Consider the following 24,980-nt stretch of genomic DNA (forward strand, 5'->3'; position numbering starts at 1 on the left):
CTCTTAGAATAACCTACGTTTGGGTAAGTTACCGATGAGTAGTCGAGCGGTGGCCGCTCCTGCGGGTAGCCTATATTCAGGATCAGCCCCAAGAATTTTCTGAGGGGCAGCAGCTCAGCCAAAAATCCAGAAAGTCAGGTGCGCGCCGGATGGAACTGCCCGGATTTCTCTATAGCTTTTACGAGCGCAGACTCCTCCGGTCTCTCCCCGCGGACAGAATTCCGAACCACATTGGTGTGATGGTGGACGGTAATCGACGCTGGGCGCGTCAGTTCAATGCGCCCACCAGCCAAGGTCATCAGGCCGGTGCGGACAAAATCCACGAATTCCTCGGCTGGTGCGAAGAGCTCGGCGTCAAAGTAGTCACGCTCTACATGCTCTCTACGGACAACATGAGCCGCTCCTCTGAGGAACTCGATGAGCTGATGGGCATCATCGCCACCACCTTGGACCGCCTGGACCAAGACGCGAACATTTCTGTCCACGCCATGGGTGCCCCGGAACTTTTGCCGGACTACCTTGCCGAAAGACTCAACCGCTTGACGGCTCGAACACCAGCCCGGGAAGCCCTCCACGTCAATGTTGCAGTCGGCTACGGTGGCCGGCGAGAGATTGTGGACGCTGTTAAAGAACTTCTCCACGATGCTGTAGAGCGCAAAATCGATATCCTCGAGCTGGCTGATTCCCTGAGTGTTGATGACATTTCAAAGTTCTTATATACCCGCGGTCAGCCGGACCCGGACTTAGTGATCAGAACCTCGGGCGAACAAAGGCTCTCCGGGTTTTTGATGTGGCAAAGCGCGTATAGCGAGTTCTACTTTTGTGAGGCGTTGTGGCCAGCCTTCCGCAAAGTTGATTTTCTACGTGCTCTGCGTGACTATGCGGGCCGCCAACGACGATTTGGCTCCTAAACATTGGAACAGCATCACCGAACAGAGATCGTTTTAGCAGCAGTGCTGGCCTGTTTGGCTGGCTATGTTGATGCCTTGGGCTTTATACACATGGGCGGGTACTTCGTCTCATTTATGAGCGGAAACTCCACTCGCGCCGGTGCCATGTTGGCTGGGGGTTCATGGCTTGGTTTCGGCTTGGCGATTGGCCTGGTAGCAGCATTTTTGACTGGCGTTGTGGGCGGCTCACTAGTGCGCCGAGCCGTGCCCCGCCGCAAACGTATGGTGATCCTTTTGTGTATTGCGGCGATTTTGGCACTGGCCGCAGCCTTCCACACTTTTGACGCGCCGCCGCTTCTGATAGCGCTGATCCCACCGATGATGGCCCTAGCGATGGGCACCGAGAATGTGGTTTTTGAGCGCGACGGCGAAGTCAGCATTGGTCTGACCTACATGACCGGGACACTCGTGAAAATGGGGCAGAGAATTGCGGCCAGGCTCAGTGGAGAAAAAGGCCGAGGCTGGGTCCGCTACCTCTATTTGTGGCTGGCTCTGACGGCTGGTTCCATTCTGGGCGGCCTTGCCTATGGAGCGGCGGGGCTGAATTCCCTGTGGTTCGCGGTTCTGGCCATGCTGATCGCGGCCTGGGGAGAGAAATTCATTCGCGTCCGTTCACCACAAATTCACACGAGCGAAACGTAACTCACTGAGTACGAATACCGCGATTTTTTCTTTCGAGCCATACCTTAGGAATATCGGCAGACACCAACGTCAGCTGATCGGGGAGGCCAACGATGGAGCGAATGATCGCACCAAAGATTGTTGAGGCCGCGTCCGGCCTCATGGCCGAGCCGCCTCACCAATAACAAATCCGGGTGTGAGCCCGGGGCTGGAGTCGATGTGGCTATTTCTGAAGTGCAGCCTGAAGCAGGACTAGAACAGGGCAAGAAAGCTACCTCTCGCGCCAAGCGAGGCACCACCAAGCGTCAGAACGGAACCGGTACGGCCAACGAGGCTGTGACCGGTTCTTTGTTTTCTCAAAAGCAATCCTCAGCGGGGGCACAAGCCGCCGTGGCTGCTCGTAGCTACGTTATAGACACATCGGTGTTGCTCTCGGATCCGAGAGCGCTGCTGAGGTTCGCCGAGCATGAAGTGATTGTGCCGATTGTTGTTATCACTGAACTGGAATCCAAACGCCATGATCCGGAGCTGGGCTACTTTGCTCGCAAAGCGCTCCGGCTCCTAGATGATCTTCGGGTGGAACACGGCGGACTCAACAAGGCGATCCCTCTCGGGGAAGAGGGCGGATCGCTGCGCGTTGAGTTGAACCACATTTCGGCTGAGGTGTTGCCAGCTGGTTTCCGGGGCGGTGACAATGACAGCCGCATTTTGGCGGTTGCCAAGAACCTAGCCAACGAGGGCCGGAACGTCACTGTAGTGTCCAAGGACCTTCCTATGCGCGTCAAAGCCTCGGCTATGGGACTGCTCGCCGAGGAATACCGCAATGAGCTCGTGAAGGACTCTGGCTGGACCGGCATGGCAGAAATTGATGCCAACGAGGATGAAATCGCCACCTTGTACGGCCACGAACCGGCGTTTATTCCAGCTGCGGCAGAGATGCCAGTGAACACCGGACTGGTTTTGCTTTCCAACCGCGGCTCGGCTCTTGGCCGGGTGGGTGCTGACAAGCAGGTACGGCTGGTCAAGGGGGACAGAGACGTGTTCGGTCTGCACGGCCGCTCTGCTGAACAGCGTCTGGCGATCGACATGCTGATGGACCCAGAAGTGGGCATTGTTTCTATTGGTGGCCGTGCCGGTACAGGTAAGTCGGCATTGGCCCTGTGTGCTGGCCTCGAAGCGGTCCTGGAACGCCGAGAGCACCGCAAAGTTGTGGTGTTCCGTCCGCTCTACGCAGTGGGCGGCCAAGAGCTGGGTTACTTGCCCGGCTCTGAGTCCGAGAAGATGAACCCCTGGGCTCAAGCCGTGTTCGACACCTTGGGTGCGCTTGTATCCCAGGAAGTGGTGGAAGAAGTGATGGACCGCGGAATGCTTGAAGTCCTTCCCCTAACCCACATCCGCGGCCGCTCGCTTCATGATTCGTTTGTGATCGTTGACGAGGCTCAGTCACTGGAGAAGAACGTCCTTTTGACGGTGATGAGCCGGATTGGGCAAAACTCCAAGATTGTCCTTACCCACGATGTCGCCCAGCGCGACAACCTCCGCGTGGGCCGGCATGACGGTGTTGCAGCAGTGGTGGAGACACTCAAGGGGCACCCGCTCTTTGGGCACATCACCCTGACCCGCTCCGAGCGCTCGCCGATTGCAGCTCTGGTCACGGAGCTTCTTGAAGGCGCTGAGATTTAGCGAGTTTCTGCAGGGTTGATGAATTTTGCGAATGCCTTATGCCCTTGAACTTTGAGCGTCCAGTCCGGGCGAACAAAGTTTTTGGGTGTAAGGATGACGCGCTGGACTTGAGTGAACTTGCCCTTTTCCCAGCTGTCACGAAAAGTTCCATTGAGCCCGTAGCCCAGCGCTTTGGAGACCCCGAGCGAGGAAGCGTTCCACGCTGCAGCCTCGGATTCGGCCGCCTCTGCTTTGAGGTAATCAAAGGCATAACTAACGACGGCGGCACGCATCTCTTTGCCAAGCCCTTGGCCTTGTGCGGATTGGCTGAGCCACGATCCTGTGCTGACAGTGCGCAGTGTGTCAAAGTCTTTGGCGCCGATGTCCTGGCAACCAATAAGTCTTCCTTCGAACCAGATGCCCAACAAGAGGGTCCACGATTCCGGACGCATTCCTGCGCGGCACTGCCAGTGCCATTTGGCCATGTTGGGGCCGAGTTCTTCCGGTGGCACTTGGGTCCACGGGCTACTAAAGGGCATAGCATCCGGTGCGTGAATTCCACTCAGCGCCGCATCAAACGCAGCGGGCAAGTCCTCATCGCGAATCACACGCAGAGTGAGGCGAGGCGTTTCGAGTTGTAATTGGTACGGTGGCCAAAGCTCGGTCAGGGAAGTCATTGAAGGATCCTACCGGGCGTCCGTCTCGGTGTTGAGTCAAAGCGCTTGTCTTATCCACATACGGCCGTGCGAGGCTGCACAGGACCGTATGGTGCCATAGCATCAGCAGGGTGATCCGAAGACTCGTAGAACTCTCCAGCGTGGCTCCTGCAGCAGTGTGGCTGCTTGCGGCCGCACTTGTTTATTTTGTGTGGGCAGCTGTGCGTTTAAGTGTGATCGATATTCGCGAGCATCTGTTGCCGAACCGGATCATTTTTCCTTGGTACGGGGTTGCTGCGCTCCTACTGGCTGGCGCCGTGTTGACTGGTCATCCTGAGAACGGGAGTGTTTGGTCTCATCTTGGCCAGACGGCGCTGGGTGGCGCGGTGCTGTGGCTGGCGTACTTTGTGTTGCGTGTGATTTACCCGCCCGGCATGGGATTTGGGGATGTTAAATTGGCCGGCATTCTGGGCCTCTACTTAGGGTATCTGGGCTGGACCCACGTGCTGGCCGGAACTTTCTTAGCGTTTTTCTTCGGCGGCTTATGGAGCATTGGCTTGATTTTCCTGCGCCGGGGTGGCCTCAAATCCGCCATTCCGTTTGGGCCGTTTATGCTTTTGGGTGCCGCGGTGGCCATGGCCCTGCTGCCCGCTTGAGCTATGGGTTGTTTCCTGATCTCAGTGGATCTGTCTTGGCCCCTTAAACGGTTTGCGAACCAAGTCTGGCTAGGCTGGGGTTATGCCGATACCGAACTTCATCCTTGAACTGCGAGAAAAAATTGGCCACGCGCCATTGTGGCTGCCTGGCGTGACCGGAGTGGTTGTTGATGACCGCGGCTACGTCTTGTTGGTGCGCCGCGCTGATAACGGTGCATGGACAACTGTGACTGGGATCCTGGACCCTGGGGAGGAGCCCGCGGTCGGAACAGTGCGTGAAATTGAGGAAGAGACCGGTGTGATTGCCGAAGCGGAGCGAATCTTGGCCGTCCAGGTGCACGGCCCTATTACCTTCCCTAACGGGGACGTCTCATCTTTCCAGTCCACTGTGTTCTTGTGCCGTTACGTCTCCGGCGAGGCCCGTGTGAACGACGACGAATCTTCGGATGTGCGGTGGTTTAGCCCTGATGAGTTACCGGAGATGTCTGACCGGCACCTGGATTTAATCTCCATGGCGCTGGCCCCCGAACAGCGAACACTCTTTGCGCGGTAGCCCAACAAGCTCCACTACGCCCGGACCGTTTCACAGCTTCCAGTCAGGCGGTTTGGGTTTGCTGGGGAAGGCGGCTACCTACATTGCGGAGTTCGCTCCGGAGTTGCTGTCTACCAGATTCTTGTTCTCGAGCTCTTCAGCGCCCTCTGCATTGCCAGTGGAAAGAGCGGCTTTGCGTTCGGCTTCAAGACGCTCGGCTTCTTCGCCACCCACGGCTTCTCCACGTGCCACCATTCCGGCCGTGTCAGAGAGTGGGATCTGTTTGAGGACCAGAGCCAGAATCAAGGCAACCACCAAGAACGGGAGTAAGTACCAGAACACTGGGGCCAAAGAATCAGCGTATGCGTTCACAATGGCGTCCTTGACGGCCGGTGCCAGCTTGTTAAGGGTTTGCGGATCCAGGGTGGATGTCGCCTGGGATGCTGCATCGCTTGAGGCACCAGCGCTGGTGAACACCTTGGTCAGGGACTCGGCGAGTCGGTTGGTGAAGATAGAACCAAACACTGCAACACCCAACGACGCTCCAACTTCGCGGAAGTAGTTGTTGGTTGAGGTTGCGGTTCCAATGTCGGTGGCCGGGACGGAGTTCTGAACCACCAAAACGATGACCTGCATAATCAGGCCAAGGCCAGCACCGAACACAAAGAGTTGAACACAAATCACCCAAATAGGCGTGCTGGCTGTCAAAGTGGTGAACCACAGCATGGCAGCCACTGACAAGACGGCACCCAAGATTGGGAACATCTTGTACTTACCGGTCTTGGAAATTCGAATACCGGAGTAGATGGAAGTTCCCATCAAACCCACCATCATGGGCAGCATCAGCAAACCGGACGTGGCAGCAGAGGTGCCCGAGGACATTTGCAAGAAGGTTGGGATAAAAGCCAAGGCCGCGAACATACCCAGGCCCAGGGTGAAACCGATCGCAGTGGCGTTGATAAAGATAGGGTTCTTGAACAAGCTCATCGGGATGATCGGGTCTTCAGCCTTGCGTTCCACCAGGACAAAAAGCGTGGCTGCTACCAAGAGCCCGGCGCCAAAGGCCCAGGTCAGTGGTGAATCCCAGCCTTCAGACTTTTTGCCACCGAAATCGGTGAAGAAGATCAAGCAGGTGGTAGCGATCGAAAGGAGCAGAACTCCCAAAATGTCGACGCGCTTTTCGGGACGTTTGTTCGGCAATGTCAGTGTGAACCATGCGATAACGAACGCTGCTACACCAATCGGGATGTTGATGTAGAAAGCCCATTCCCAGGTCAGGTGGTCTACAAAGAAGCCGCCCAAAAGCGGTCCGGCCACGGCGCTCAGGCCAAAGATGCCGCCCAAGGGTCCCATGTATTTTCCGCGGTCCTTGGCAGGGACGATGTCTGCAATGATCGCCTGCGAGAGGATCATCAAGCCACCACCACCCAAGCCTTGAATGGCGCGGAAGACAACAAAGGACCAAAAGTCGGTAGCGAACGCAGCGGCAGCAGAGGCCACGGTGAACAGGCCAATGGCAATCAGGAAGAGATTGCGCCGGCCCAATACGTCACCAAACTTGCCATAAATGGGCATCACAATGGTGGTGGCCAACAGGTATGCGGTAGTGATCCACGCTTGGTGCTCCACACCGCCGAGCTTGCCAACGATGGTGGGCATTGCGGTGGACACAATAGTTTGGTCCAGGCTGGAGAGCAGCATTCCGGCGATGAGCGCGGAGAAAATAACCCAGATTCGTTTTTGGGTCAGCAGCAGCGGCTCATTGGCTTTCGCCGGGGAACCAACAGTGGTGGTCATGATTCGTCCTTGGATGATGGCGTATAGCCAGTGGTCAGAGGTTGTGAGAAAAGAAATTTGAGGGCTTCGGCAGATTCGATGACCAGCTCGCGAAAGGAACGGGTGTTGCCTGGGGCAAAATATTCCTCGTGGGCTCGGTGGGCCATAATGCTGAAAACGGCGACGGCCATTGCTATCACCGGGTGCGTGGGCGGCACGCCTTCGCGCTGGGCAATAACTTCGGCGAAGGCTGACTGACGCTCTTTGCCGACCCCAATGAGTTTGGCCATAAACTGTGGTTCTTTTTTGATAACCGCCATCAATTGCCGAAACTCTTCCGTGGATTCGGCGTTGACCTTGGTGGCCCAAATGTCCAAGCTCAGCTGGAGCAAGTCATCTAGCAAGGTAGGGGAGATGGCGCCGGGCGCGCCGCCGCCTTGTAAAAATCCCGCGACGAGCTCGTCGGGGTGTTCATCGTCATGATGACCCAAAATGGCATCTTCTTTTGACGGGAAGTAATTGAAAAACGTGCGGCGGGAGATGCCCACTTGTTCGCAGACTTCTTCAATAGTGAAGCCGTTGAGTCCGTGGGTAGCGGTGAGGGATCGCGCAGCAGCTGTTACTGCTTTGCGTGTCTTCAGACGCTTGCGGTCCCGCAGGCCACCACAACTATTTGCACTATTTTCCACAAAGTAAAGTTTTGCACCATAAGAAAATGAGTGCAACTTTTTTGTTCGTGATAGTCGTCACATAGGGGACCGCAACAAACACTTACGACGACGGCGGGCACCTTCTGTTCAGAAGGTGCCCGCCGTCGTCGTACTAAAAAGCTGACTAACGCTGGAAGTTATGCTTTGTGCGCTGGGCGGGTCATGGTGGTGACGTCCAGGGCCTTGTCCAGGTCTGCTTCGGAGACTTGGCCTTCGCCGTCGCCAACAAAGCCGAGCTGAACAACCGCTTCGCGAACCGTAAGACCCTCCGCCACTGCCTTCTTAGCGATCTTGGCTGCGTTCTCGTAACCAATGTATTTGTTCAGTGGGGTCACAATCGACGGGGAAGCCTCAGCCAAGAACCGTGCGCGCTCCACGTTGGCGGTGATGCCATCAATCATTTTGTCTGCCATCACGCGAGTGGTGTTGGAGAGCAAGCGAATGGACTCGAGGAGGTTGGCGGCCATGACGGGGATACCAACGTTGAGTTCAAAAGCGCCGTTAGTGCCAGACCACGCGATGGTGGTGTCGTTGCCGATGACCTGTGCGCAGACCATAATCGCGGCTTCGCAAATAACCGGGTTCACCTTGCCAGGCATAATCGAGGAGCCGGGCTGGAGGTCAGGGATGGCAATTTCGCCAAGACCCGTGTTGGGGCCAGAGCCCATCCAGCGCAAGTCGTTGTTGATCTTCATCAAGGAGATGGCAATGTTGCGCAGCTGGGAGGAACCTTCAATGAGGCCATCACGGTTCGCCTGAGCTTCAAAGTGGTCGCGCGCTTCGGTCAATGGCAAACCAGTGTCAGCCGCGAGGAGCTCAATCACACGCTCAGGGAATCCTGCCGGAGTGTTGATGCCGGTGCCTACCGCGGTTCCGCCAAGGGGCACCTCGGCAACCCGGGGGAGAGCTGCGTTGATGCGCTCGATGCCAAAACGGACCTGAGCTGCGTAGCCGCCGAACTCTTGGCCCAAGGTCACCGGGGTTGCATCCATCAAGTGGGTGCGGCCGGACTTTACTACATCCTTGAACTCCACTGACTTACGCTCAAGGGAAGCGGCCAAGTACTCCAGCGACGGGATCAGGTCATTGATGAGAGCCGAGGTAGCGGCAACATGCACTGAGGTGGGGAAAACGTCGTTCGAGGACTGCGATGCGTTCACGTGGTCATTCGGGTGAACGATCTTCTCGCTACCGGCAGCCTTGAGCGCGCGGGTGGCGAGCTCGGCTATGACCTCGTTGGTGTTCATATTCGAGGAGGTTCCGGAGCCGGTCTGGAACACGTCAATCGGGAAATCGGAATCGTACTTGCCACTCGCTACCAAATCGGCTGCGTTGGCGATGGCGTCGGCAAGCTCGCCATCGAGCACACCCAACTCCTGGTTTGCCTTAGCAGCGGCCTTCTTCACCCGAGCGAGCGCTTCGATGTGAGCGCGCTCGAGTGTTTTGCCAGAGATCGGAAAATTCTCCACGGCGCGCTGGGTCTGAGCGCGGTAGAGGGCGTTTACCGGAACACGAACTTCACCCATGGTGTCGTGTTCAATACGGAATTCTTCAGTGGTCAACTCTTCTGCGGAAGTCATGTGGCTAGCTTATTGCGCCGTGACCCTCGGAGAAAAACCGCGATGAGAGCTCGTCGCGGAAATATTCGAGCCTAGACCTCGCCAATTTCTGCTACTACATCCGCGCGGCCGTGTTCCAGGCGGTACGCCAGTCCAATGACGGCAGCGTGGCCAGAAGATACAGCCTCGGAAATCACCCGTGAACTGTCCACTAATCGCTGCGAAGTTTGCCGAACGTTTTCAACCACCATGTCATTGATTTCAGGTTCGTTGTTACGCAAGGAGGTTAATACTGAAGGGGTAATCCGTTCCACAAGGCTGCGCATAAAACCTACTGGCATCTCGCCAGTTTCTACAGCTGTTTTGGTGGCTGTGACAGCTCCGCAGCTGTCATGTCCTAGAACCACAATGAGCGGCACACCCAATACGCTCACGCTGTATTCAAGCGATCCCAGTACAGCGTCATCGATCACTTGACCCGCAGTTCGAACCACAAAAGCATCACCCAAACCCAGATCGAAAATGATCTCTGCGGCGAGCCGAGAATCCGAGCACCCAAAAATTACGGCAAATGGATGTTGATCATTCACCAAGGAGGAGCGCCGGCTCGCGTCCTGATTGGGGTGGGAGGATTCACCAGCCACAAATCGTTGGTTTCCCTCACGGAGTTTTCTCCACGCGAGGGCGGGGGTCAGGTAACTGGTCACTCTCTAACTTTAGGGGACGACGCTCGGCGACGGTGAACCCGTGACCGCCGGTGACTCCTCCAGAGCACGAACGACGGCGGCAGCAACGACGTCGTATTCCTCTAATTTGGCGCGGCCGGAGAGGATGACAGTGGTGCCGCGGTAGTTGAGCACCATGTGAGGGGTGCCCTTGCCGTTATCGCGGAGCTCCCAGTCCTTGCCTCCAACCGTTCTGGTTCCAGTGACTGGGGCGGTGTCAGTTTTTTGAAGAAGCCAGGTGGGGTTGGCTTGGCGAGTCTGGGAAATGCCTACAAACCCTTCTTTGGGGCTGAGGAAACCGGTCTCCCAAGTAGCAACACCGGAAGAGCCCGCAGACTCCCAGCGAGCGTAATTAGGGCTCCAACCTTGAGGTAATGAAGGTGCAACAGGTGTGAATCCCGCCACATCTGCGGCGTCAGAGGCAATCGCCGTAACATTCACCGTTGGGCGGTACCCCTGGCTTTTGGGCGAAGCGTTGAGCAAGAGGATCGGTACAAAAACGGCGATAGTCACCACTAGTGCAATGATCATTCCGATCACGGACGCATTAGCGCGTTTTGCCGCGCCAGGAGCCAAAACCGGCTTGAATCCGGGGTCTGCAGGGAGAAGCTGTTCGTTATTTGGCACGCTTGTGCTATTTTCTGAGCCGGGTGTCGCTTGCGTTTCGTTCACCCCTCTATAGTCGCCCATGGTGGGCCTAGCGAGCGAAACGGCTCCCGCGCTGATGGAATCTCGGCAGGGTTTTTCACCATCTGCCGGTGCTTCATATCCCATCTCCTACCTTTGCTGCCGCGACTATGATCGGGAGGGAGAAAGCAAGCGCGTGCACCGCGACGCGCTGAATCGGTCAACGCTCAAAGAAGAGGTCCCCGTGTCGGCAGCAAATAACCACGCACAATATTCCACTATTTCCCCCTCACTCGCTGTGGGCGAAGACGAGCCAGACCGTAACCTAGCCCTGGAGCTGGTCCGTGTGACGGAAGCAGCCGCCATCGCCGGTGGTCACTGGGTTGGTTTCGGAGACAAAAACACCGCAGACGGTGCAGCAGTAGATGCCATGCGTTCTTTCCTGCACTCCGTCCACTTCAATGGCGTGGTAGTTATTGGTGAAGGCGAAAAAGACGAAGCCCCCATGCTGTTCAATGGCGAACAAGTTGGCGATGGCACCGGTCCGGAATGCGACGTTGCAGTAGACCCCATAGATGGAACCCGACTCACCGCCTTGGGAATTAACAATGCCCTCGCCGTTTTGGCTGTAGCCGAACGTGGATCCATGTTTGACCCTTCCGCCGTGTTCTACATGGAAAAGCTAGTCACCGGTCCTGAAGCAGCTGACATGGTTGATCTCCGCTTGCCGGTCAAGCAAAACCTTCACCTCATTGCTAAGGCCAAGGGTGTAAAGGTCAACCAGCTTAACGTGATGATCCTTGACCGTGACCGGCACCGTCCGTTGGTAGAAGAGATCCGCCAAGCCGGTGCCCGGACCAAATTTATTATGGACGGCGACGTTGCAGGCGCCATTGCAGCTGCACGCAGCGGAACCGGGGTCGATGCACTGATGGGCATCGGTGGCACCCCTGAAGGAATCGTGGCCGCCTGCGCCATTAAATCCTTGGGCGGCGTTATTCAGGGCCGTTTGTGGCCCACCAGTGATGATGAGAAGCAGAAGGCTATCGACGCCGGTCACGACCTTGACCGTGTGCTCTCCACCAATGACTTGGTGACCAGTGACAACTGCTACTTCGCAGCTACTGGTATCACCGATGGTGACCTGCTCAAGGGCGTTCGCTACTCCAAGGACAAGGTGCTCACCCAGTCGATCGTGATGCGTTCGAAGTCCGGAACCATCCGCTTTGTGGACGCCGAGCACAACTCAGCTAAGTGGGAAAGCTACGCACGCCGCGCATAGGGTTTAGCGACTTTTTGGCTAAACCTCTAGCGGAGCTTCTTAGTCAGGCTCCGCACGCGGCCAAGGCCCGTGCGGAGCACTGTGCGTGCGCCTCGGGCAGCGTGATACAGGCGGTACCGGATCTTATTTACGGGCAGATCCCATGTTCCCAGGTAGGCCACTTGATGCCCGCCAAAGGATTTTTTGAACGCCGTAAAACCGGCCCACTTATGATTCGGTTGATCCGCCGGGGCAACACCCCAAAGGTCAACAAAACTCAGCCCCTTGGCTTTGGCATCCAGAATCAACCCCACCAGCAACGGCACACCCGCGCTGAGCTTGCGGTGCTCCGGATCAACAGCTGCGTGCGCGTATACCCGGGTGTCAGCTGAATCGTAGGCTAAGGCGGCACCGATAGGCAGGCCCTCCAGCTCAGCGATAAAAAGTGTAGCGGCGCCCGCCGGCATCAAAGACTTCGCAACAGCCGTGAGGTATTCATCGCTTTGAGGCTTAAAACCATTCCGGGTAGCCGTCTGATGCAAAAATTCCAAGAGGATGCTGATCTCTGCCGGATCGGTGCTCTGGCGGAATGACACACCCTTTTTGTGGATGTTCCGGTAAAGGTTCCGGTTGGCGGACTTCATATCCGCCAGGATTTCCTTGTCCGTCTGGTCAAGATCGATGATCCAGCTCAGTTCAGGCTGCTGATTAGCAGGTGCCGGCTCTAGTCCGCGAGCCCGCATGGCTGAAAGACCCGCGGCATCAGATCCAAGACCGGCATCAACAGGTTCCAAACGAACAAACACGGCGCCGCACTCTTGGGCAAGTTTCACCAGTTCCGCAAGCGCTGCATCAAAAGCGTCCACGTTGTCAGCGAGCGGGCCATAGGGGGTGTAAAGGACTTTGCCCGCTGGGTTCGCTTCCTCAATGGCCAGGAAACTCCAGCCAGAACCTTGACGGCGATGAACTGTACGGCCCAAGGAACGCTGAAAGCTCTCCCATTCGGGGCTCTGCAAAAAGTACTTCACGGCTAGTTACCCAATCCAGTGGTGACGGCAAATGCAACAGTAGTGCCGCCGTCGGGAGCGACTGAGTGAATATTAACCGGTGCGTCGGAATTCGGAACAAAGGCGCTCTCACCGCGTTCAAGACGCAAACTTCCCTTGGGTGAATCGAGAATCAGAGCACCTGAGACCACTAAAATTACTGCGGCACCAGCCTGTTCCAGCGCAAGCGTGGAATCCACAGCGGGAAGTTCCAGACGCTGCAAAGCGAACTCGTCAAAAGGCGGACGGTACAGCTCGGCTGCGAGGAAAGACTCCTCTGCAGCAAGCATTGGCACACCCACAGCTTCAAACTTCACGGTCCGTAAAAGCTCCGGGACGTCCACGAATTTTGGCGTCAACCCGCCGCGCAGCACGTTATCCGAAGCCGCCATCACTTCAATGCCCAAACCGTGCAGGTACGCGTGAACGTTCCCGGCGGGTAAATACACGGACTCGCCCGGACGCAAGGAGACGTGGTTGAGCAACAAAGAAATGAGAACCCCAGGATCACCCGGGTAGTGGCTGTCCAGCATCAGTGCGGTGTCCAGTTCGCGGCCAAACTGTCCGCGGGGAAGGTCGGCTGTCAAGGCTGCGACGACGGTACCCACCAAAGCTGCCGAGCGGTCACCGCCAGTGATTAAACGGGTAAAAGCTGAGCGCAACGCGACCGCCTCGTCAGCTCCGGCCAAATCACCTATGACCTCGTCCAAGAGCCCGGGCACTTTGGCGCCCATGGTCGAAAGCTCAGTACGCACATGGCTAAAAATCGCCGCGGATCCTGCGGGGGAGCGGAAACCACACAGCGCCTCAAAATCAGTGAGCGCAAAGATCATTTCTGGCTTGTGGTTATTGTCCTTGTAGTTCCGCTCTGGAGCGCCTCGGTCCACGCCGGTTGCCTCTTCGCGGGCAAAACCTTCACGGGCCTGTTCCAAGCTCGGATGAACCTGCAAGGACAAGGGCGTCTCAGCGGCTAGAACCTTCATCAAGAACGGCAAGCGGTCACCGAAGGCGGCAATGCTGGCCTCACCTAAATGGTGTGTGGGATCCTCGGCGAGGAGCGCATCTAAACCTTGAGAACCGCCGTCGGGCAGTACAACTGTCGAGGGGGAATCAGGGTGAGCGCCAATCCACATTTCAGCCTCCGGGCCCCCTGATGCTGGGGTGCCCAAAAGTTGAGAAATGGCCGTAGCGGAACCCCACGCGTAAGCGCGCACGGTGTTCTTAATGCGGTACATGGAGCTCCTCAAGTTTTCAGCGAACGCTTAGAGCGCCGCGCAATTTCCATTGTCTGCCAGCAGGGTGTCCAACATGGCGTAATCCTGTGCGTCGTAGAGGGAATTTAGATAATCCTTGGTGATCGTTTGACCATCTGGAGTGGTGGTGCTCAGGGGGAAGTCGGACGGCAAATTATCAACCGTGGGAACGGTCATTGGCGCCGCAAGGCCTACACCATCGGCCTGCGGTCCAGCCGCTGGTGCCACGCTCTGGCTCTTGCCTGTCTCGTCCACTATGGCTGGACCCATCCCGGATGAGGAAGGACTCGGTGAACCGGTGGCCTTGGCAATAACCTGTTCCACCTTGGTGTGAATGAGGTTGAAATCTGGATCTGCCAAACCAAAGGTGTTTGGGAAATCTGGTGGGCCAATGGTGAGCCGTTGGACAGGCTGGTTCTTGGCCTTCGCGGCTAGATCGATAAAGCTACCCAACTGTCCCTGCGGGAGGTCGGTGTCAATCACTTCCGTGCCAGCCTTGGCGATAGCTTCAAACTTGGTCAAGACCGTTGCCGGATCAAGTTGTTTGATCATGGCTTCTTGAACGCATTGTTGGCGCCGAACGCGGGCAAAGTCATCAACGTTTTCCCTCGAGCGGGCAAACCACTGGGCTTGAAAGCCATTGAGCGTCTGATTGCCCGGGGCAATCCAGCCATCCGGCTTAACGTGACGGGTGTCGCTACCCGGTAGCATTCCAGCGCTGATGGGAACCCAAGCGCCAACGCGCATTTTAATTCCACCCATGGCATCGATCAGCTTCGCGAAACCGTTCATGTCAATCAGCACATAAGCCTGGATCTTAATGCCAAGGGTCCCTGCGATGGCGTCTTTGGTGGCCTCTGCGCCGGGGTTCGAAGCGCCCGGGTAGGCGTCCTTGTGGTTATTGGTGGTGTCCGTGTACACAGCGTTGAGCAGGCAATTCAAGGGGTCCGGCTCGCAATTGTTAAAACCGTCCGGGTAGATCTTGTGCATCGGCGAATCTGCCGGGAACTTTGCGTATTGGAGAGAACGCGGGACGGAGATGATCGCCGTCGCGCCGGTATTGGCGTCGATGCTCAGCACCGACATACTGTCCGGGCGGAGACCTTCGCGGCCCTCGCCGGCGTCCCCACCCAACAAGGCTATGTTGTAGCGACCGTCAGCTGGTTCCATTGCGGGACCGCTGCCGAAGATGTCACTCAAAGCATTGCGTCCGGCGTTGATCAGGCTCGCCGCGTACAGCAGCGATCCGCTGCTGAGCACCATAGCGATCACCAAGGTGATGATCACTGCCGGGCGGAAATCCTGCGGCAAAAGCCCGGGGCGGATGATGCGCAGGGTGTTGAGGAAGAGGAACGCCCAAGCGATAGCCAGAGCTACCAGCAGCACCATCAGCAGGAGCGAGACGATTGGATGGGTTAGTAGATTTACCGCGCTGGCTCGGCTTAGAAGAGCTAACGCAATAAGGGCCACGACGAGTCCCCAAGCTACCAGCGTGGTGCGCAACCCCGCGCGCCCCAGACGGCGGTTTCCGGCCACTAGTTGCGCTGTCCCGGGGACAAATAATGTCATTAAGATCAGCGCAAAGGCACGCTTTTTACGGCTTGAAACGCTGGCAAGTTGCGGATTGCGCAGTGGGTCCATGAGCCCCGTGCCACTAGCCCTTGGTGCTGCGTCAACGCTCTTGCTGGCGCTGAGAACGTCACCTGCCCGGGGGCGGGGAAGGGGGGTTTTGGAACGGTGATTCATAAAGTCCTAGCGCGTGGTCGCTGCAGATTCCGAGGTATGCGTGGAAAGCGCGGACTGCGGTGTGCCTGTGTCCGTCCGTGATGGGAAAACCTCGCCGACTTTACGGCGAAGATTTGCGCCCTTGGCCGTTGCTGCTTGGTTTAGTTCATCGGCGAAGTTGATGAGTTCCGTCTGGAGGCGCTGGGCGAGGGGATCAGTTCCTGCCGCCAAGATACGTGCAGCCAGCAGACCAGCATTGCGGGCGCCGCCGATGGACACTGTGGCCACTGGCACGCCAGCAGGCATCTGAACAATGGACAAGAGTGAATCCATACCGTCAAGGGTCTTTAGCGGCACCGGCACGCCAATGACGGGCAGAGGAGTAACAGCTGCCAACATGCCAGGCAAATGCGCAGCGCCACCAGCCCCGGCAATAATCACCCGTAGGCCACGCTGATGGGCTTCTTGGCCGTAGCGAATCATTTCAAGCGGCATCCGGTGCGCGGAGACCACATCGGCTTCAAATTCGATGCCGAATTCGCAAAGCGCCTCGGCGGCTGCTTCCATAACGGGCCAGTCGGAGTCCGAACCCATCACCAAACCCACCAAAGGGCGGCCGTTAGAGGATTTGGTGGTGCTCATGCTTGCTCCTTGAAGTCCGCTGTTGGGTTGGGTGTCTCTGCGCTGGCCGCAGTGGCTGTGACGGAGTTCTGGCTGAAACCAGGGTGGACGCCGTCGCGAATAATGCTGGCCACCACGTTTGCACGTTCGCGCAAACTGGCTACGTCATCCGTAGCCGTAGCCACCACATTAACGTGACCGATTTTGCGCCCCGGACGCACTGACTTGCCGTAGCCGTGGACTTTAACTCCCGGATCAGTAGCCATGGCTAGGGGGTAGGCGGCAAAGAGGTCCTGATTTGCGCCGCCCAAGTAGTTTTTCATCACCGTCAGTGGGCCAAGAACATCGGTTGAACCTAGGGGGAGGTTCAACACTGCACGCAGATGCTGTTCAAATTGGCTGGTGACTGATCCGTCTTGAGTCCAGTGACCAGTGTTGTGCGGGCGCATTGCCAGCTCATTGATCACAAACCCAGCACCACGGCCGGGCGTTTCAAAAAGTTCGGCGGCCATCACACCAGTGACACCCAGTTCGGCGGCAATTCGTAGCGCAGCGTCTTCGGCTGCGGCAGCAATCTCCAAGGGCAAATCTTGAGCTGGTGCAATGACTTCATCGCAGACACCGTCCACCTGGATAGTGTGAACCACGGGCCACGCGCGTGCTTCCCCGTCCGGCGTGCGGGCCACCAGAGCCGAGAGCTCGCGGGAGAACGCGACTTTTTCTTCGGCCAAAAGTGGTGACATCAACTCGAACCATTCGGCTGCCTCTTGGGCTGCAGCGGCGTCCACAACGATCTTGACGCCTTTACCGTCGTAGCCGCCACGGGGCATTTTGAGGACAACCGGCCATTCGCCGTTGTTCCCAAACTCCACTAGCTCCTGGACTGAGTGCACAGCAGCCCAACGAGGGTTCGGCAATTCCAAACGGTCAACTGCAGCACGCATCACTAGCTTGTCCTGTGCATTGACCAGTGCTTCGGGGCGCGGCTGGACATTTACACCGGAGGCAATGAGCTGGTGCAAGTGCTCATTGGGGACGTGTTCGTGGTCAAAAGTTAGAACGTCAACGCCCTGGGCAAACGCTAAGAGAGTGTCGAAGTCTTTGTAGTCGCCCACAGGTGCTTGGGGTACCGCGGAGACTGCTGACACGTTAGATGCTTCGGCAAGGACACGGAGTTCAAAACCTAAAGCGATTGCTGCGGGGGCCATCATTCGGGCTAGCTGGCCGCCGCCAACAACTCCGATTACTGGAAAAGTCACAAGGGTCAGCCTACCGAAGAACCGCCGAATTCCGCGGAACTCCACTCCACTGCTGTATTTGTGATGCCCTCAACTATGGAATCCAGCTCCGGGCGGTAAAATGGTTCGCTGGTCCTCAGCGACTATTCAAATCAGCGGCCGTGGAGGGTCATGTTCAATAAATTGACAGAGCGAATCCGCGGACTCGCGTCCTTATTCTGGCGTGAAGTCGCCAAGTTTGGCGCCGTGGGTGGCATTGCTTTTGTAATCGACAACGGCCTGACCTATTGGTTGATGCACGGAATGATGTCCGACAGCGAAGCTAAGGCACGTTTTGTGGGCGCCTCTATCGCCACGATCTTCTCGTGGATAGCAAACCGTTTCTGGACCTTCCGCCACCGTCGCCAGAGCAATGTGCTTCGCGAGTTCTTGATGTTTATCCTGATCAACGGCATAGGCATTGGTATCTCCACCGGTTTCACCGCCGCGGCCAAATACTGGCTGCTGATCCAAGACAAGAACTTGCTTTTTGCTGCTGGTGTAGTGGGCATTCTGGTAGCCACGGTGGTTCGATTCTTCGCCTACCGTTTCCTCGTTTTCAACGCGGAACTGGATGAGGAACCTGGCTACGATCATGACCATGAACTGATTGATCAGAAAGTTAGCCCGGAAGCTGAGTCCAAGTAATACGTTCACTGCTGCGGAGTCTGTCCGTGGCAGCTTCGTCATTGTGAACAACAACGATCGATCCGCCGGCTAGCCATGCGCCGAGGCAACTTGCCAGCAAATCTTCCAAGCCTGCACTGGCACTGACCAGCACACGGGCACCCTGCGGTGTTTCTTGTGCGAAGTCCTTGACTGATTCTTGAGCGCTGTAGCTTTGCTTTGCTGTGTTTAAGCGAGCTTGGTGAGTGCTTTCTGGTGAATCGTTATAGGGCATAAATACGTCAGCGTGTGAGCGAACTTCGGCGTTGTAGTCCACAGCGCCCGGAGGCAGGTCACCATCGAAGCGCATGGCTAATGCACCCAGCGCCACACCAACCATCACCGGAGAGCTAGCATCAGCACCAGAAAGTTGCTGGATGGTGTTGCCAAACACTACTTCTGAATCCAGCGCCGAGTCGTTAGGGCCAAGGTATAGCTCGGCGTCGCAGGCCAAAGCAGCAAAAGCCACAACTATCGACTTCCAATGAGCTGGCATGTTAGCCAGCACCTTAGTTCCTGGTTCAACGTCAACTTCGTCTTGTAGGAAATTGGCTGTTTTCGCTACCCAGTTGTCCAGCACTCGGCCTGAGAGTTCAACACGTTCAAAGTCTGGCCCATACCAAGTCAGGCGAGGCGAAGTGGCGTCAACAGAACGCAGAGCAGTCAGAAGGTCTCGGTACGGATGTCCCATGGGTTCATCTTGCCACGACCACGGCCGGGCGCTCGCAGAGTCAAGAACGCAAGCGTTTACTAAGGCTCCGACTTGAAAAGCATGTGATCTTAGTCATCTTTGAGCTACAAAAAGCCGTGACGTTATGTCTCCGTAACCAAAAATTTCGCGCAAATTCAATGAATCTTTTTTCCAGTCGCTGGAAGAGCGAGTTCTAGGCAATCTTCTGGTGGGCGTGTCGGTTTTTTCCGGGCGTGGCGCGCAACCTTTGAGGGGCTGGGAGTGACTATTATCCCCACCGCGGCTTGACGTCGTACTAGTTACACGCGTGTAATTAGTACGCAAAGGCCGCCGAACAAGCATTGCGCACATCACCGAGTGCCCTGCGAATCAGAACAGCGGCTGAAACATTCAGGAGGGACGCATGGGGCAAGCAGAGCGTATCCAAGAAGAATCGATTCTCGCAGGACGAGCGTCGGCGAAGTACCGGTCTAGGGGCGTCCCGAGTGACTGGTTCGTAGATCCTGCTGATCCAGAGGCAGCCGATCGTTTTACGGCCTTCAGTGCCGCCTCGCTTGAGGATCAAGCAACAGCTTTTCTCGCGACCCACATTGGTCTCGACGATGAAAACCACAACCTCTCTGCGGGCCGCGAAGTAGCGGACCCGCCTTTAGAACTACTCGTCAAGCCCAGTGAGCAGGCTCCGTCCCTTTTGTGGGCCGGGCAGCCGTTTCCTGGGATCGGCGCTGGATTTGACGATGAAGGAGAGCTCGGATGGCAAGCCGATGCCCTCTGCGCCCAGACGGATCCGGAAGCTTTTTTCCCAGAAAAAGGCGGATCCACACGCGACGCTAAAAAGGTCTGCGGGGCATGCAATGTACGACAGCAGTGCCTAGAGTACGCCTTGGCTAACGACGAACGCTTTGGAATTTGGGGCGGAATGTCCGAGCGCGAGCGCCGTAAATTGAGGAAGCGAGCAGTCTAATTCTCAAGGAAGTTCAGGTCACCGCCGTTGTGGTTGCCCACAATGGCGCGGACTATCTCTCCGAAACATTAACGGCGCTCGCGGACCAGAAAAGGTCCGTGGACGCCGTTATTGGCGTTGATACAGGATCAGAGGACGGTTCTCTAGAGGTCTTGGAGAAGGCTCTTGGCGCCAACCGTGTTATCGACGTCGGATCTTCTTACCGTGGTGGGTTTGGCCAAGCCGTGGCAGCGGGTCTTGCGGCGCTGTCTTCGGTAGCCGCGAGCGCTGGTGATACCTCGCAGTGGATCTGGCTCCTGCATGATGATGCAGCTCCTGCCCCTGGCGCCTTGGAGGAATTGCTCCAGGCGGTAGAGCGGGCACCTTCTGTTACTGTCGCCGGTTGTAAACAACTTGACTGGCACTCCCGGCGCAAGCTGATGGACGTTGGTCTCTCCACTAGCCGCTGGGCCGAACGTTTAACCCTGATCGAAGCCGATGAACTAGATCAAGGCCAGTATGACGGCCGCAGCGACACCTTCGCAGTGAATTCCGCGGGGATGCTGATTCGCCGTGACGTGTGGGATTCCCTCAAGGGTTTTGACCCGGCACTTTCCGGCACTGGCGACGACGTGGACTTCTGTTGGCGCAACCGGCTGGCAGGCAATCGTGTTGTGGTTGTCCCCGCTGCCATAATGTTTCACGTCAGGCACCGCCCTGACGGCCTAGGCAATGCCGCTGCAGCGCGCCGGGCTCAAGTTCTCTTGCGGCTCAAGCATTCGCCGTGGTGGGCTGTTCCGCTGCACGCAATCGGTGCTTTTCTGGGCAGTGTTTTGCGCCTGATATTCAGCATTGTGGTCAAAGACCCTGGCCACGGAATTCATCAACTGGGTGCCACTTTGGTGGCCCTTGGCTCCCCGCTCGCGGTGCTGAAAGGTAGGCGCCAAGCAGCTAAAACACGCAAAGTGCGGCGCTCGGTCATCCGAGGATTGCAGACCCCGCGTCGGGAAGTTTGGTCTCACCGCCGTTCGTTGATGGAGGCTCTGGGGGCCGACGATGTTGTGGGCGACGGCGTGGGCACCGACGGGCTCTCGCTGGAACCCAGCGGTGATTCTGACGATGACTTCACTGCGTTAGCCACTTCAGAGCGGGGTTGGGCTGGGACAGGTCTCTTTGCCGCCATCCTGATCAGCCTCGGCGTAGCTATTGCTGGGCTTTTTGGTGTTGCGGGATCTCCGGTTGTTGAAGGCGGGGGTCTCTTGCGCGTCTCCGAGACACTGGGGCAGGTGTGGGACAACGCCGCAAGCTGGTGGATTGGTCTTGGCGCCGGTATGCCCGGTCACGGTGACCCTTTTGACTACGTTCTCTGGTTTATTGGTGTCCTGGGCTTTGGCAATACGAATGGGGCTCTTTCGTGGCTCCTTGTTTTGGCCATGCCACTTTCCGCCGCTGGCGCGTGGTCTCTGGCAGCGGCGCTGTCCTTCCACCGCAGTCCGCGGTTCGTCGCCGCACTGATCTGGGCAGCAGCCCCCGTCCTTCACATAGCGCTCAACCAGGGACGAATTGGGTCTCTGGTAGCCCATGTGATGTTGCCTTGGCTACTTTTGGGGCTGGTTCGCGCAGTAGGCGCTGCTCACGACAGGCGATTGGCGGCAAATCCGAACGCTATCCTTCCGGCTGGTGTCCCAGCGAGGGCTGGTTCCGGTGGTGTTCCGTCATGGACGGCTGCCGCGGCTGCCGGGCTTGCACTGGCGATTGTCTCAGCAGCAGTGCCCTCGCTTTTGGTGCCAGCCATTGTGGTGATTGCCATCTGCGCCTTGGTGCTAGGCCGGCGCGGACGCACCTTGTGGTGGTCTATAGGCCCCAGCATTGCCCTGTTTTTGCCGCTGGCCATCAGCTCTGTGAATACGCCACGCGCTTTGTTGGCGGACCCGGGGATTGCTTTGCCTTCGGATCCCGCTCCGCTGTGGCAACAACTACTGGGCCAGCCGGTCTCCGTTGATCCTGCAGCTTCCGTGAATGCCTTTGGCACACACCTTGGTGGGCCTTGGGCGCTTGTGGCGATGCTGATCATTGGTGTGCCAGTTGTGGCGCTAGGTGCTATTGCCCTGTTCTTACCGGGGAAGCGGATGCGTTTTGTTCGCATCTTGTGGCTGGCCGCCGTGGTCATTTTGTCGGCTGCATGGCTCGGCGGCCATGTGTTGACTGGTGGAACCGATCAATTCTTGGTGAGCCCCTACTCCGGAGGTGCAGTCTCCGCTGCCGGTATCTTGTTGCTGGCCGCAGCAGTGGTAGGTGCCGAACGTTTGATGGGCCGCCGCCGTCGTCGTACTGAATCCTCCGAGCCCAAGAAGTCAAAACTTATTGGGCTCCGCGTTGTGGCCGTAGCAGCCGTATTACTACTGCTGGCTGGCCCTGTGCTGAGTTGGGCATTGTGGATTTCCGCCGCCAGATCGAACGGCGCTGATGCAAGGGCTGCAGGCACTGCGCCGCTTGTGCCACAACGACTTATTGCACCTGCCACGAATGAGACTTTGCCGGCTACTGCCACAGACCGCGGCAATGGGCCCGAACAGACTCGTACGCTTGTGATCACTGACAACGGTGATGGAAGCTTCGGTTCCGCTCTGATGCGCGGTTCAGGAACCACCTTGGACTCACTGTCCACCATTGCCTCGGCCCGGAAAATTTTGCCTGATGATCAGGCGACAAAAACTGCGGACGACGACGCGGCTGACGCGGCTTTGCGCTCATCGGTGGCCACCATTATGGCCGGCGACAGGGTGGACCCTCGGGCCCAACTGGAACCGCTGGCGGTGGGCTTTGTGGTGTTGAAAACTGACGATGCCACTGGGCAACTGACAGCAAGTCGCATCGACTCGGTCCCAGGTCTTGTGGCTGTGGGGCAGACCAAAGCTGGCTGGCTGTGGCGAGTTAGCCCATCAGCTCAACCACCCTTGACGGATTCAGATACCTCAAACCGTTTGCGCCTGGTGGGCAAAAATGGTGCCACTACAGCTGTCCTGGGATCAGCCAAAACCGGAGCTGAAACAATTCTTCCGGATGGCCAAGAAGGCCGGCTCCTAGTGTTGTCAGAGCGGGCTGATCCAGGCTGGTCTGCGTGGGTTGATGGCCGCAAGCTGACCTCTACCACCTCGGATTGGGCGCAAGCATTTACTGTCCCGGCGAAGGGCGGAAAGTTGGAAGTGAAGTATTCCAACCCGTTCTCCCCGTGGGTTGAAATATTGCAAGTGCTGGTCCTTGGCGCCACCCTTTTGCTTGCCATTCCGTTGCCAGCGCGGCGCAGTAATGCGAAATTCTCCCGCGATGAAGGTTCTCTCAGGAAGGCTGGCACCAATGAGTGACGTAATGCAGCCGGTGACTCGGAATCGCCGGGGGGTCGCTACCGCGCTTGTGGCCGGTACCAGCACCGCGGCGATTGTTGCTGCAGTGATTGTGGCAGGAAGTTTGCTGCCACACCCGGATGGCACAAAAACTTTAGACACCCGGGTGGCTTCAGTGCCGGCCGGTGAAACCACGGCTGTGTGTCCGTCCCCAGTGAAGTTACTTCAGGGAAGTTCTGTGGGAACGGACGCGCAGTTCAGCCCTGATTCAAGCACTGCAAAAAACACGGTTTCTGCTCTGGTTCCTAGCGACACCTCTGGTGCCATTCCGGCAAGCAATTTGGCGACGATTAACGGCACAACGCTCGCCGAGATCGCCAAGGCTCCCGCGTCAGGTGCTGGAAGTAACACACCGGCGCTCAAGGCTGCAGTGGTTTCATCTAAAACTGTTGATGCCGCAGCCGTGCTCAGTGCTGACCCACTCAAGGGCAACTCCTCCTTGGCCTCGGCAGTGTTTACCTACACGGCTAGCGATGGCGATCTCAAAGGTATTGCTTCAGCCCCCTGCGTCTCACCGTCCAACGACCAATGGGTGATGGGTGCCAGCACCACCGTGGGCAGAACCTCGGTCCTGACTTTGAGTAACCCTTCCAAAACTCCGGCAACGGTGAATCTGGAAATGTTCGGCGCCAAGGGTGCCATTCAGGCCGCCGGAAGCCGTGGGCTGCTGGTTTCTCCGGGGAAATCCCGCAGTATTGTTCTAGCCGGTTTGGTACCTGAGCAAGCAGCATTGGCCGTGCACGTCCGGAGCATGGGTGGGGCCGTTGCAGCAAGCATTCAGCAAAGCACTTTGCGCGGGTTAACTGCCGGGGGAGTTGAAGTCCTCAGCGCCACTGCGGCACCAGGGACCTCCGCAGTTCTCACCTCAGTGGTGATCCAAGATCCAACAGCCACCGCAACGGTCCGCCGAGCAAACGGGTTTGGCGACGCTGGCCCCGTACTTCAGTTATTAGTCCCGGGCGCAGCCGATGCCGTGGCACAGGTTAAGCTGTTCGGTGCCAACGGCCAGCAGGCCCTCGACGGCGGCGGCGTTATCACCGCCAAAGCAGGGCAAGTTACCGAGGTGCCACTGGATGGTGTGCCGGCGGGGATTTATACGGTATCGGTCACTTCAGATGTTTCTCTTGCAGCCGCCGCTCGTATTACCCGCGGCTCAAAGCCCACCGATGCGCTGGACTTTGCGTTCTCCGGTGCCTCAACGCAGCTCTCTGACCAGCAACTTGTCACGGTTCCGCGCAGCAGCTCAACGGGCAATAGCAAACTGAACTTTGGTGTTCCTCAGGGCAGGGCGCAAATTAGTTACACGGCAATTACCGCCGACGGTGCCTTACACAAAGCGCAGAGCATCAGTGTGGCCGGTGGCACCTCGGCCACTGTCGACATCCCCGCCCAACTCTCCGGCACGGCAGTGGTGGGATACATACTTTCAGCCTCGGGAGACCAGGCGTACGGCTCGCTGTTGCAAAGTGATTCGGCGTCCAACGGGCTGTCCGTAGTGCCAATCTTGCCCGGCGTAAAGGGGCAACAATCCTTGCCCGTGACGCTCAATTACTGAGCATGATTGGCGGCTGAACAGGCCTAATTATCGGCATCCCGCCACCACTGTGTGCGGGGACGAT

22 protein-coding genes are annotated in these 24,980 nt (G+C 57.5%); 10 read left to right on the plus strand and 12 right to left on the minus strand.

Annotated features, from left to right (window positions below; translation table 11 throughout):
- Nucleotides 1–149 precede the first annotated feature (149 nt).
- The 3 genes from ACQR35_RS07265 (at nt 150) to ACQR35_RS07275 (ending at nt 3,254) form a co-directional block, all read left to right on the plus strand.
- The gene (locus tag ACQR35_RS07265; RefSeq protein ID WP_430266927.1) at nt 150–911 is read left to right on the plus strand and encodes an isoprenyl transferase; all 762 of its coding nucleotides are present in this window, start codon (nt 150–152) and stop codon (nt 909–911) included.
- A gap of 3 nt (nt 912–914) precedes the next feature.
- On the plus strand, nt 915–1,592 hold the full coding sequence (locus ACQR35_RS07270; RefSeq protein WP_430266928.1) for a YoaK family protein: 678 nt from the start codon (nt 915–917) through the stop codon (nt 1,590–1,592).
- Between the two features lie 327 nt (nt 1,593–1,919).
- Nucleotides 1,920–3,254 carry a PhoH family protein gene (locus ACQR35_RS07275; protein ID WP_430267032.1) on the plus strand — a complete coding sequence of 445 codons (1,335 nt, stop codon included), beginning with the start codon at nt 1,920–1,922 and terminating at the stop codon, nt 3,252–3,254.
- On the opposite strand, the gene ACQR35_RS07280 is transcribed toward ACQR35_RS07275, so the two are convergent.
- A complete protein-coding gene (locus tag ACQR35_RS07280; RefSeq protein ID WP_430269648.1) occupies nt 3,251–3,910 on the minus strand; it encodes a GNAT family N-acetyltransferase in 660 nt (219 codons plus the stop codon). The genes ACQR35_RS07275 and ACQR35_RS07280 overlap by 4 nt on opposite strands.
- A 110-nt stretch (nt 3,911–4,020) precedes the next feature.
- Between ACQR35_RS07280 and ACQR35_RS07285 the strand changes: the two genes are divergently transcribed.
- Both ACQR35_RS07285 and ACQR35_RS07290 read left to right on the plus strand, forming a co-directional pair.
- Nucleotides 4,021–4,545 (plus strand): prepilin peptidase, encoded by a 525-nt coding sequence (locus ACQR35_RS07285; protein ID WP_430266930.1) that lies wholly within the window; start codon nt 4,021–4,023, stop codon nt 4,543–4,545.
- A gap of 82 nt (nt 4,546–4,627) precedes the next feature.
- The gene (locus ACQR35_RS07290) at nt 4,628–5,098 is read left to right on the plus strand and encodes an NUDIX hydrolase (RefSeq protein ID WP_430266931.1); all 471 of its coding nucleotides are present in this window, start codon (nt 4,628–4,630) and stop codon (nt 5,096–5,098) included.
- A 78-nt stretch (nt 5,099–5,176) separates the two neighbouring features.
- Here ACQR35_RS07290 and ACQR35_RS07295 read toward each other — a convergent pair whose 3' ends face one another.
- The 5 genes from ACQR35_RS07295 to ACQR35_RS07315 all read right to left on the minus strand — a co-directional run bounded on the left by ACQR35_RS07295 (nt 5,177) and on the right by ACQR35_RS07315 (nt 10,474).
- A complete protein-coding gene (locus ACQR35_RS07295; RefSeq protein WP_430266932.1) occupies nt 5,177–6,874 on the minus strand; it encodes an MDR family MFS transporter in 1,698 nt (565 codons plus the stop codon).
- Nucleotides 6,871–7,542, minus strand: a complete 672-nt coding sequence (locus ACQR35_RS07300; RefSeq protein ID WP_430269649.1) for a TetR family transcriptional regulator — start codon at nt 7,540–7,542, stop codon at nt 6,871–6,873. The genes ACQR35_RS07295 and ACQR35_RS07300 overlap by 4 nt, the downstream gene beginning before the upstream one ends.
- A 158-nt stretch (nt 7,543–7,700) precedes the next feature.
- The gene (locus ACQR35_RS07305) at nt 7,701–9,143 is read right to left on the minus strand and encodes a class II fumarate hydratase (protein WP_430269650.1); all 1,443 of its coding nucleotides are present in this window, start codon (nt 9,141–9,143) and stop codon (nt 7,701–7,703) included.
- Nucleotides 9,144–9,214: 71 nt separating this feature from the next.
- Complete coding sequence (locus tag ACQR35_RS07310; protein ID WP_430266935.1) at nt 9,215–9,829, minus strand: carbonic anhydrase; 615 nt, start codon at nt 9,827–9,829, stop codon at nt 9,215–9,217.
- 9 nt (nt 9,830–9,838) lie between these two features.
- Complete coding sequence (locus ACQR35_RS07315; protein ID WP_430269651.1) at nt 9,839–10,474, minus strand: DUF4245 domain-containing protein; 636 nt, start codon at nt 10,472–10,474, stop codon at nt 9,839–9,841.
- Between the two features lie 244 nt (nt 10,475–10,718).
- Here ACQR35_RS07315 and glpX point away from each other — a divergent pair, with 244 nt between their 5' ends.
- Nucleotides 10,719–11,756, plus strand: coding sequence for a class II fructose-bisphosphatase (gene glpX, locus ACQR35_RS07320; protein ID WP_430266937.1), 1,038 nt, complete (start codon nt 10,719–10,721; stop codon nt 11,754–11,756).
- Nucleotides 11,757–11,782: 26 nt separating this feature from the next.
- On the opposite strand, the gene ACQR35_RS07325 is transcribed toward glpX, so the two are convergent.
- The 5 genes from ACQR35_RS07325 to ACQR35_RS07345 are packed head-to-tail and all read right to left on the minus strand — an operon-like array spanning nt 11,783 to nt 17,591.
- On the minus strand, nt 11,783–12,763 hold the full coding sequence (locus ACQR35_RS07325; RefSeq protein ID WP_430269652.1) for a lipid II:glycine glycyltransferase FemX: 981 nt from the start codon (nt 12,761–12,763) through the stop codon (nt 11,783–11,785).
- A 2-nt stretch (nt 12,764–12,765) separates the two neighbouring features.
- On the minus strand, nt 12,766–14,016 hold the full coding sequence (gene manA, locus ACQR35_RS07330) for a mannose-6-phosphate isomerase, class I (protein ID WP_430269653.1): 1,251 nt from the start codon (nt 14,014–14,016) through the stop codon (nt 12,766–12,768).
- A gap of 27 nt (nt 14,017–14,043) precedes the next feature.
- Nucleotides 14,044–15,780: an LCP family protein gene (locus ACQR35_RS07335; RefSeq protein ID WP_430269654.1), complete on the minus strand. Its 1,737-nt coding sequence runs from the start codon at nt 15,778–15,780 to the stop codon at nt 14,044–14,046.
- A 6-nt stretch (nt 15,781–15,786) separates the two neighbouring features.
- A complete protein-coding gene (purE, locus tag ACQR35_RS07340) occupies nt 15,787–16,401 on the minus strand; it encodes a 5-(carboxyamino)imidazole ribonucleotide mutase (RefSeq protein WP_430269655.1) in 615 nt (204 codons plus the stop codon).
- Nucleotides 16,398–17,591, minus strand: coding sequence for a 5-(carboxyamino)imidazole ribonucleotide synthase (locus tag ACQR35_RS07345; protein ID WP_430267033.1), 1,194 nt, complete (start codon nt 17,589–17,591; stop codon nt 16,398–16,400). Before ACQR35_RS07345 ends, purE begins: the two co-directional genes overlap by 4 nt.
- A gap of 198 nt (nt 17,592–17,789) precedes the next feature.
- Between ACQR35_RS07345 and ACQR35_RS07350 the strand changes: the two genes are divergently transcribed.
- The gene (locus tag ACQR35_RS07350) at nt 17,790–18,305 is read left to right on the plus strand and encodes a GtrA family protein (RefSeq protein WP_430266942.1); all 516 of its coding nucleotides are present in this window, start codon (nt 17,790–17,792) and stop codon (nt 18,303–18,305) included.
- Here the strand turns inward: ACQR35_RS07350 and ACQR35_RS07355 are convergent.
- Nucleotides 18,280–19,014 (minus strand): TIGR03089 family protein, encoded by a 735-nt coding sequence (locus tag ACQR35_RS07355; RefSeq protein WP_430269656.1) that lies wholly within the window; start codon nt 19,012–19,014, stop codon nt 18,280–18,282. The genes ACQR35_RS07350 and ACQR35_RS07355 overlap by 26 nt on opposite strands.
- Before the next feature lie 403 nt (nt 19,015–19,417).
- Here ACQR35_RS07355 and ACQR35_RS07360 point away from each other — a divergent pair, with 403 nt between their 5' ends.
- The 3 genes from ACQR35_RS07360 to ACQR35_RS07370 are packed head-to-tail and all read left to right on the plus strand — an operon-like array spanning nt 19,418 to nt 24,916.
- Nucleotides 19,418–19,978: a WhiB family transcriptional regulator gene (locus ACQR35_RS07360; protein WP_430269657.1), complete on the plus strand. Its 561-nt coding sequence runs from the start codon at nt 19,418–19,420 to the stop codon at nt 19,976–19,978.
- Nucleotides 19,979–20,007: 29 nt separating this feature from the next.
- A complete protein-coding gene (locus tag ACQR35_RS07365) occupies nt 20,008–23,322 on the plus strand; it encodes a glycosyltransferase family 2 protein (protein ID WP_430269658.1) in 3,315 nt (1,104 codons plus the stop codon).
- Nucleotides 23,315–24,916 (plus strand): DUF5719 family protein, encoded by a 1,602-nt coding sequence (locus tag ACQR35_RS07370; RefSeq protein WP_430266946.1) that lies wholly within the window; start codon nt 23,315–23,317, stop codon nt 24,914–24,916. The genes ACQR35_RS07365 and ACQR35_RS07370 overlap by 8 nt, the downstream gene beginning before the upstream one ends.
- The last annotated feature ends 64 nt before the right edge of the window (nt 24,917–24,980 follow it).

The organism is Pseudarthrobacter sp. J1738 (assembly GCF_050490315.1).
GTDB lineage: Bacteria > Actinomycetota > Actinomycetes > Actinomycetales > Micrococcaceae > JBNPEO01.

Coding starts and splice junctions, on each gene's coding strand:
- ACQR35_RS07280 (WP_430269648.1), bottom strand. CDS start 3,910: ATGACTTCCCTGACCGAGCTTTGGCCACCGTACCAATTACAACTCGAA.
- ACQR35_RS07290 (WP_430266931.1), top strand. CDS start 4,628: ATGCCGATACCGAACTTCATCCTTGAACTGCGAGAAAAAATTGGCCAC.
- ACQR35_RS07335 (WP_430269654.1), bottom strand. CDS start 15,780: ATGAATCACCGTTCCAAAACCCCCCTTCCCCGCCCCCGGGCAGGTGAC.
- ACQR35_RS07350 (WP_430266942.1), top strand. CDS start 17,790: ATGTTCAATAAATTGACAGAGCGAATCCGCGGACTCGCGTCCTTATTC.
- manA (WP_430269653.1), bottom strand. CDS start 14,016: ATGTACCGCATTAAGAACACCGTGCGCGCTTACGCGTGGGGTTCCGCT.
- ACQR35_RS07370 (WP_430266946.1), top strand. CDS start 23,315: ATGAGTGACGTAATGCAGCCGGTGACTCGGAATCGCCGGGGGGTCGCT.
- ACQR35_RS07360 (WP_430269657.1), top strand. CDS start 19,418: ATGGGGCAAGCAGAGCGTATCCAAGAAGAATCGATTCTCGCAGGACGA.
- ACQR35_RS07295 (WP_430266932.1), bottom strand. CDS start 6,874: ATGACCACCACTGTTGGTTCCCCGGCGAAAGCCAATGAGCCGCTGCTG.
- ACQR35_RS07265 (WP_430266927.1), top strand. CDS start 150: ATGGAACTGCCCGGATTTCTCTATAGCTTTTACGAGCGCAGACTCCTC.
- purE (WP_430269655.1), bottom strand. CDS start 16,401: ATGAGCACCACCAAATCCTCTAACGGCCGCCCTTTGGTGGGTTTGGTG.
- ACQR35_RS07345 (WP_430267033.1), bottom strand. CDS start 17,591: ATGATGGCCCCCGCAGCAATCGCTTTAGGTTTTGAACTCCGTGTCCTT.
- ACQR35_RS07305 (WP_430269650.1), bottom strand. CDS start 9,143: ATGACTTCCGCAGAAGAGTTGACCACTGAAGAATTCCGTATTGAACAC.
- ACQR35_RS07355 (WP_430269656.1), bottom strand. CDS start 19,014: ATGGGACATCCGTACCGAGACCTTCTGACTGCTCTGCGTTCTGTTGAC.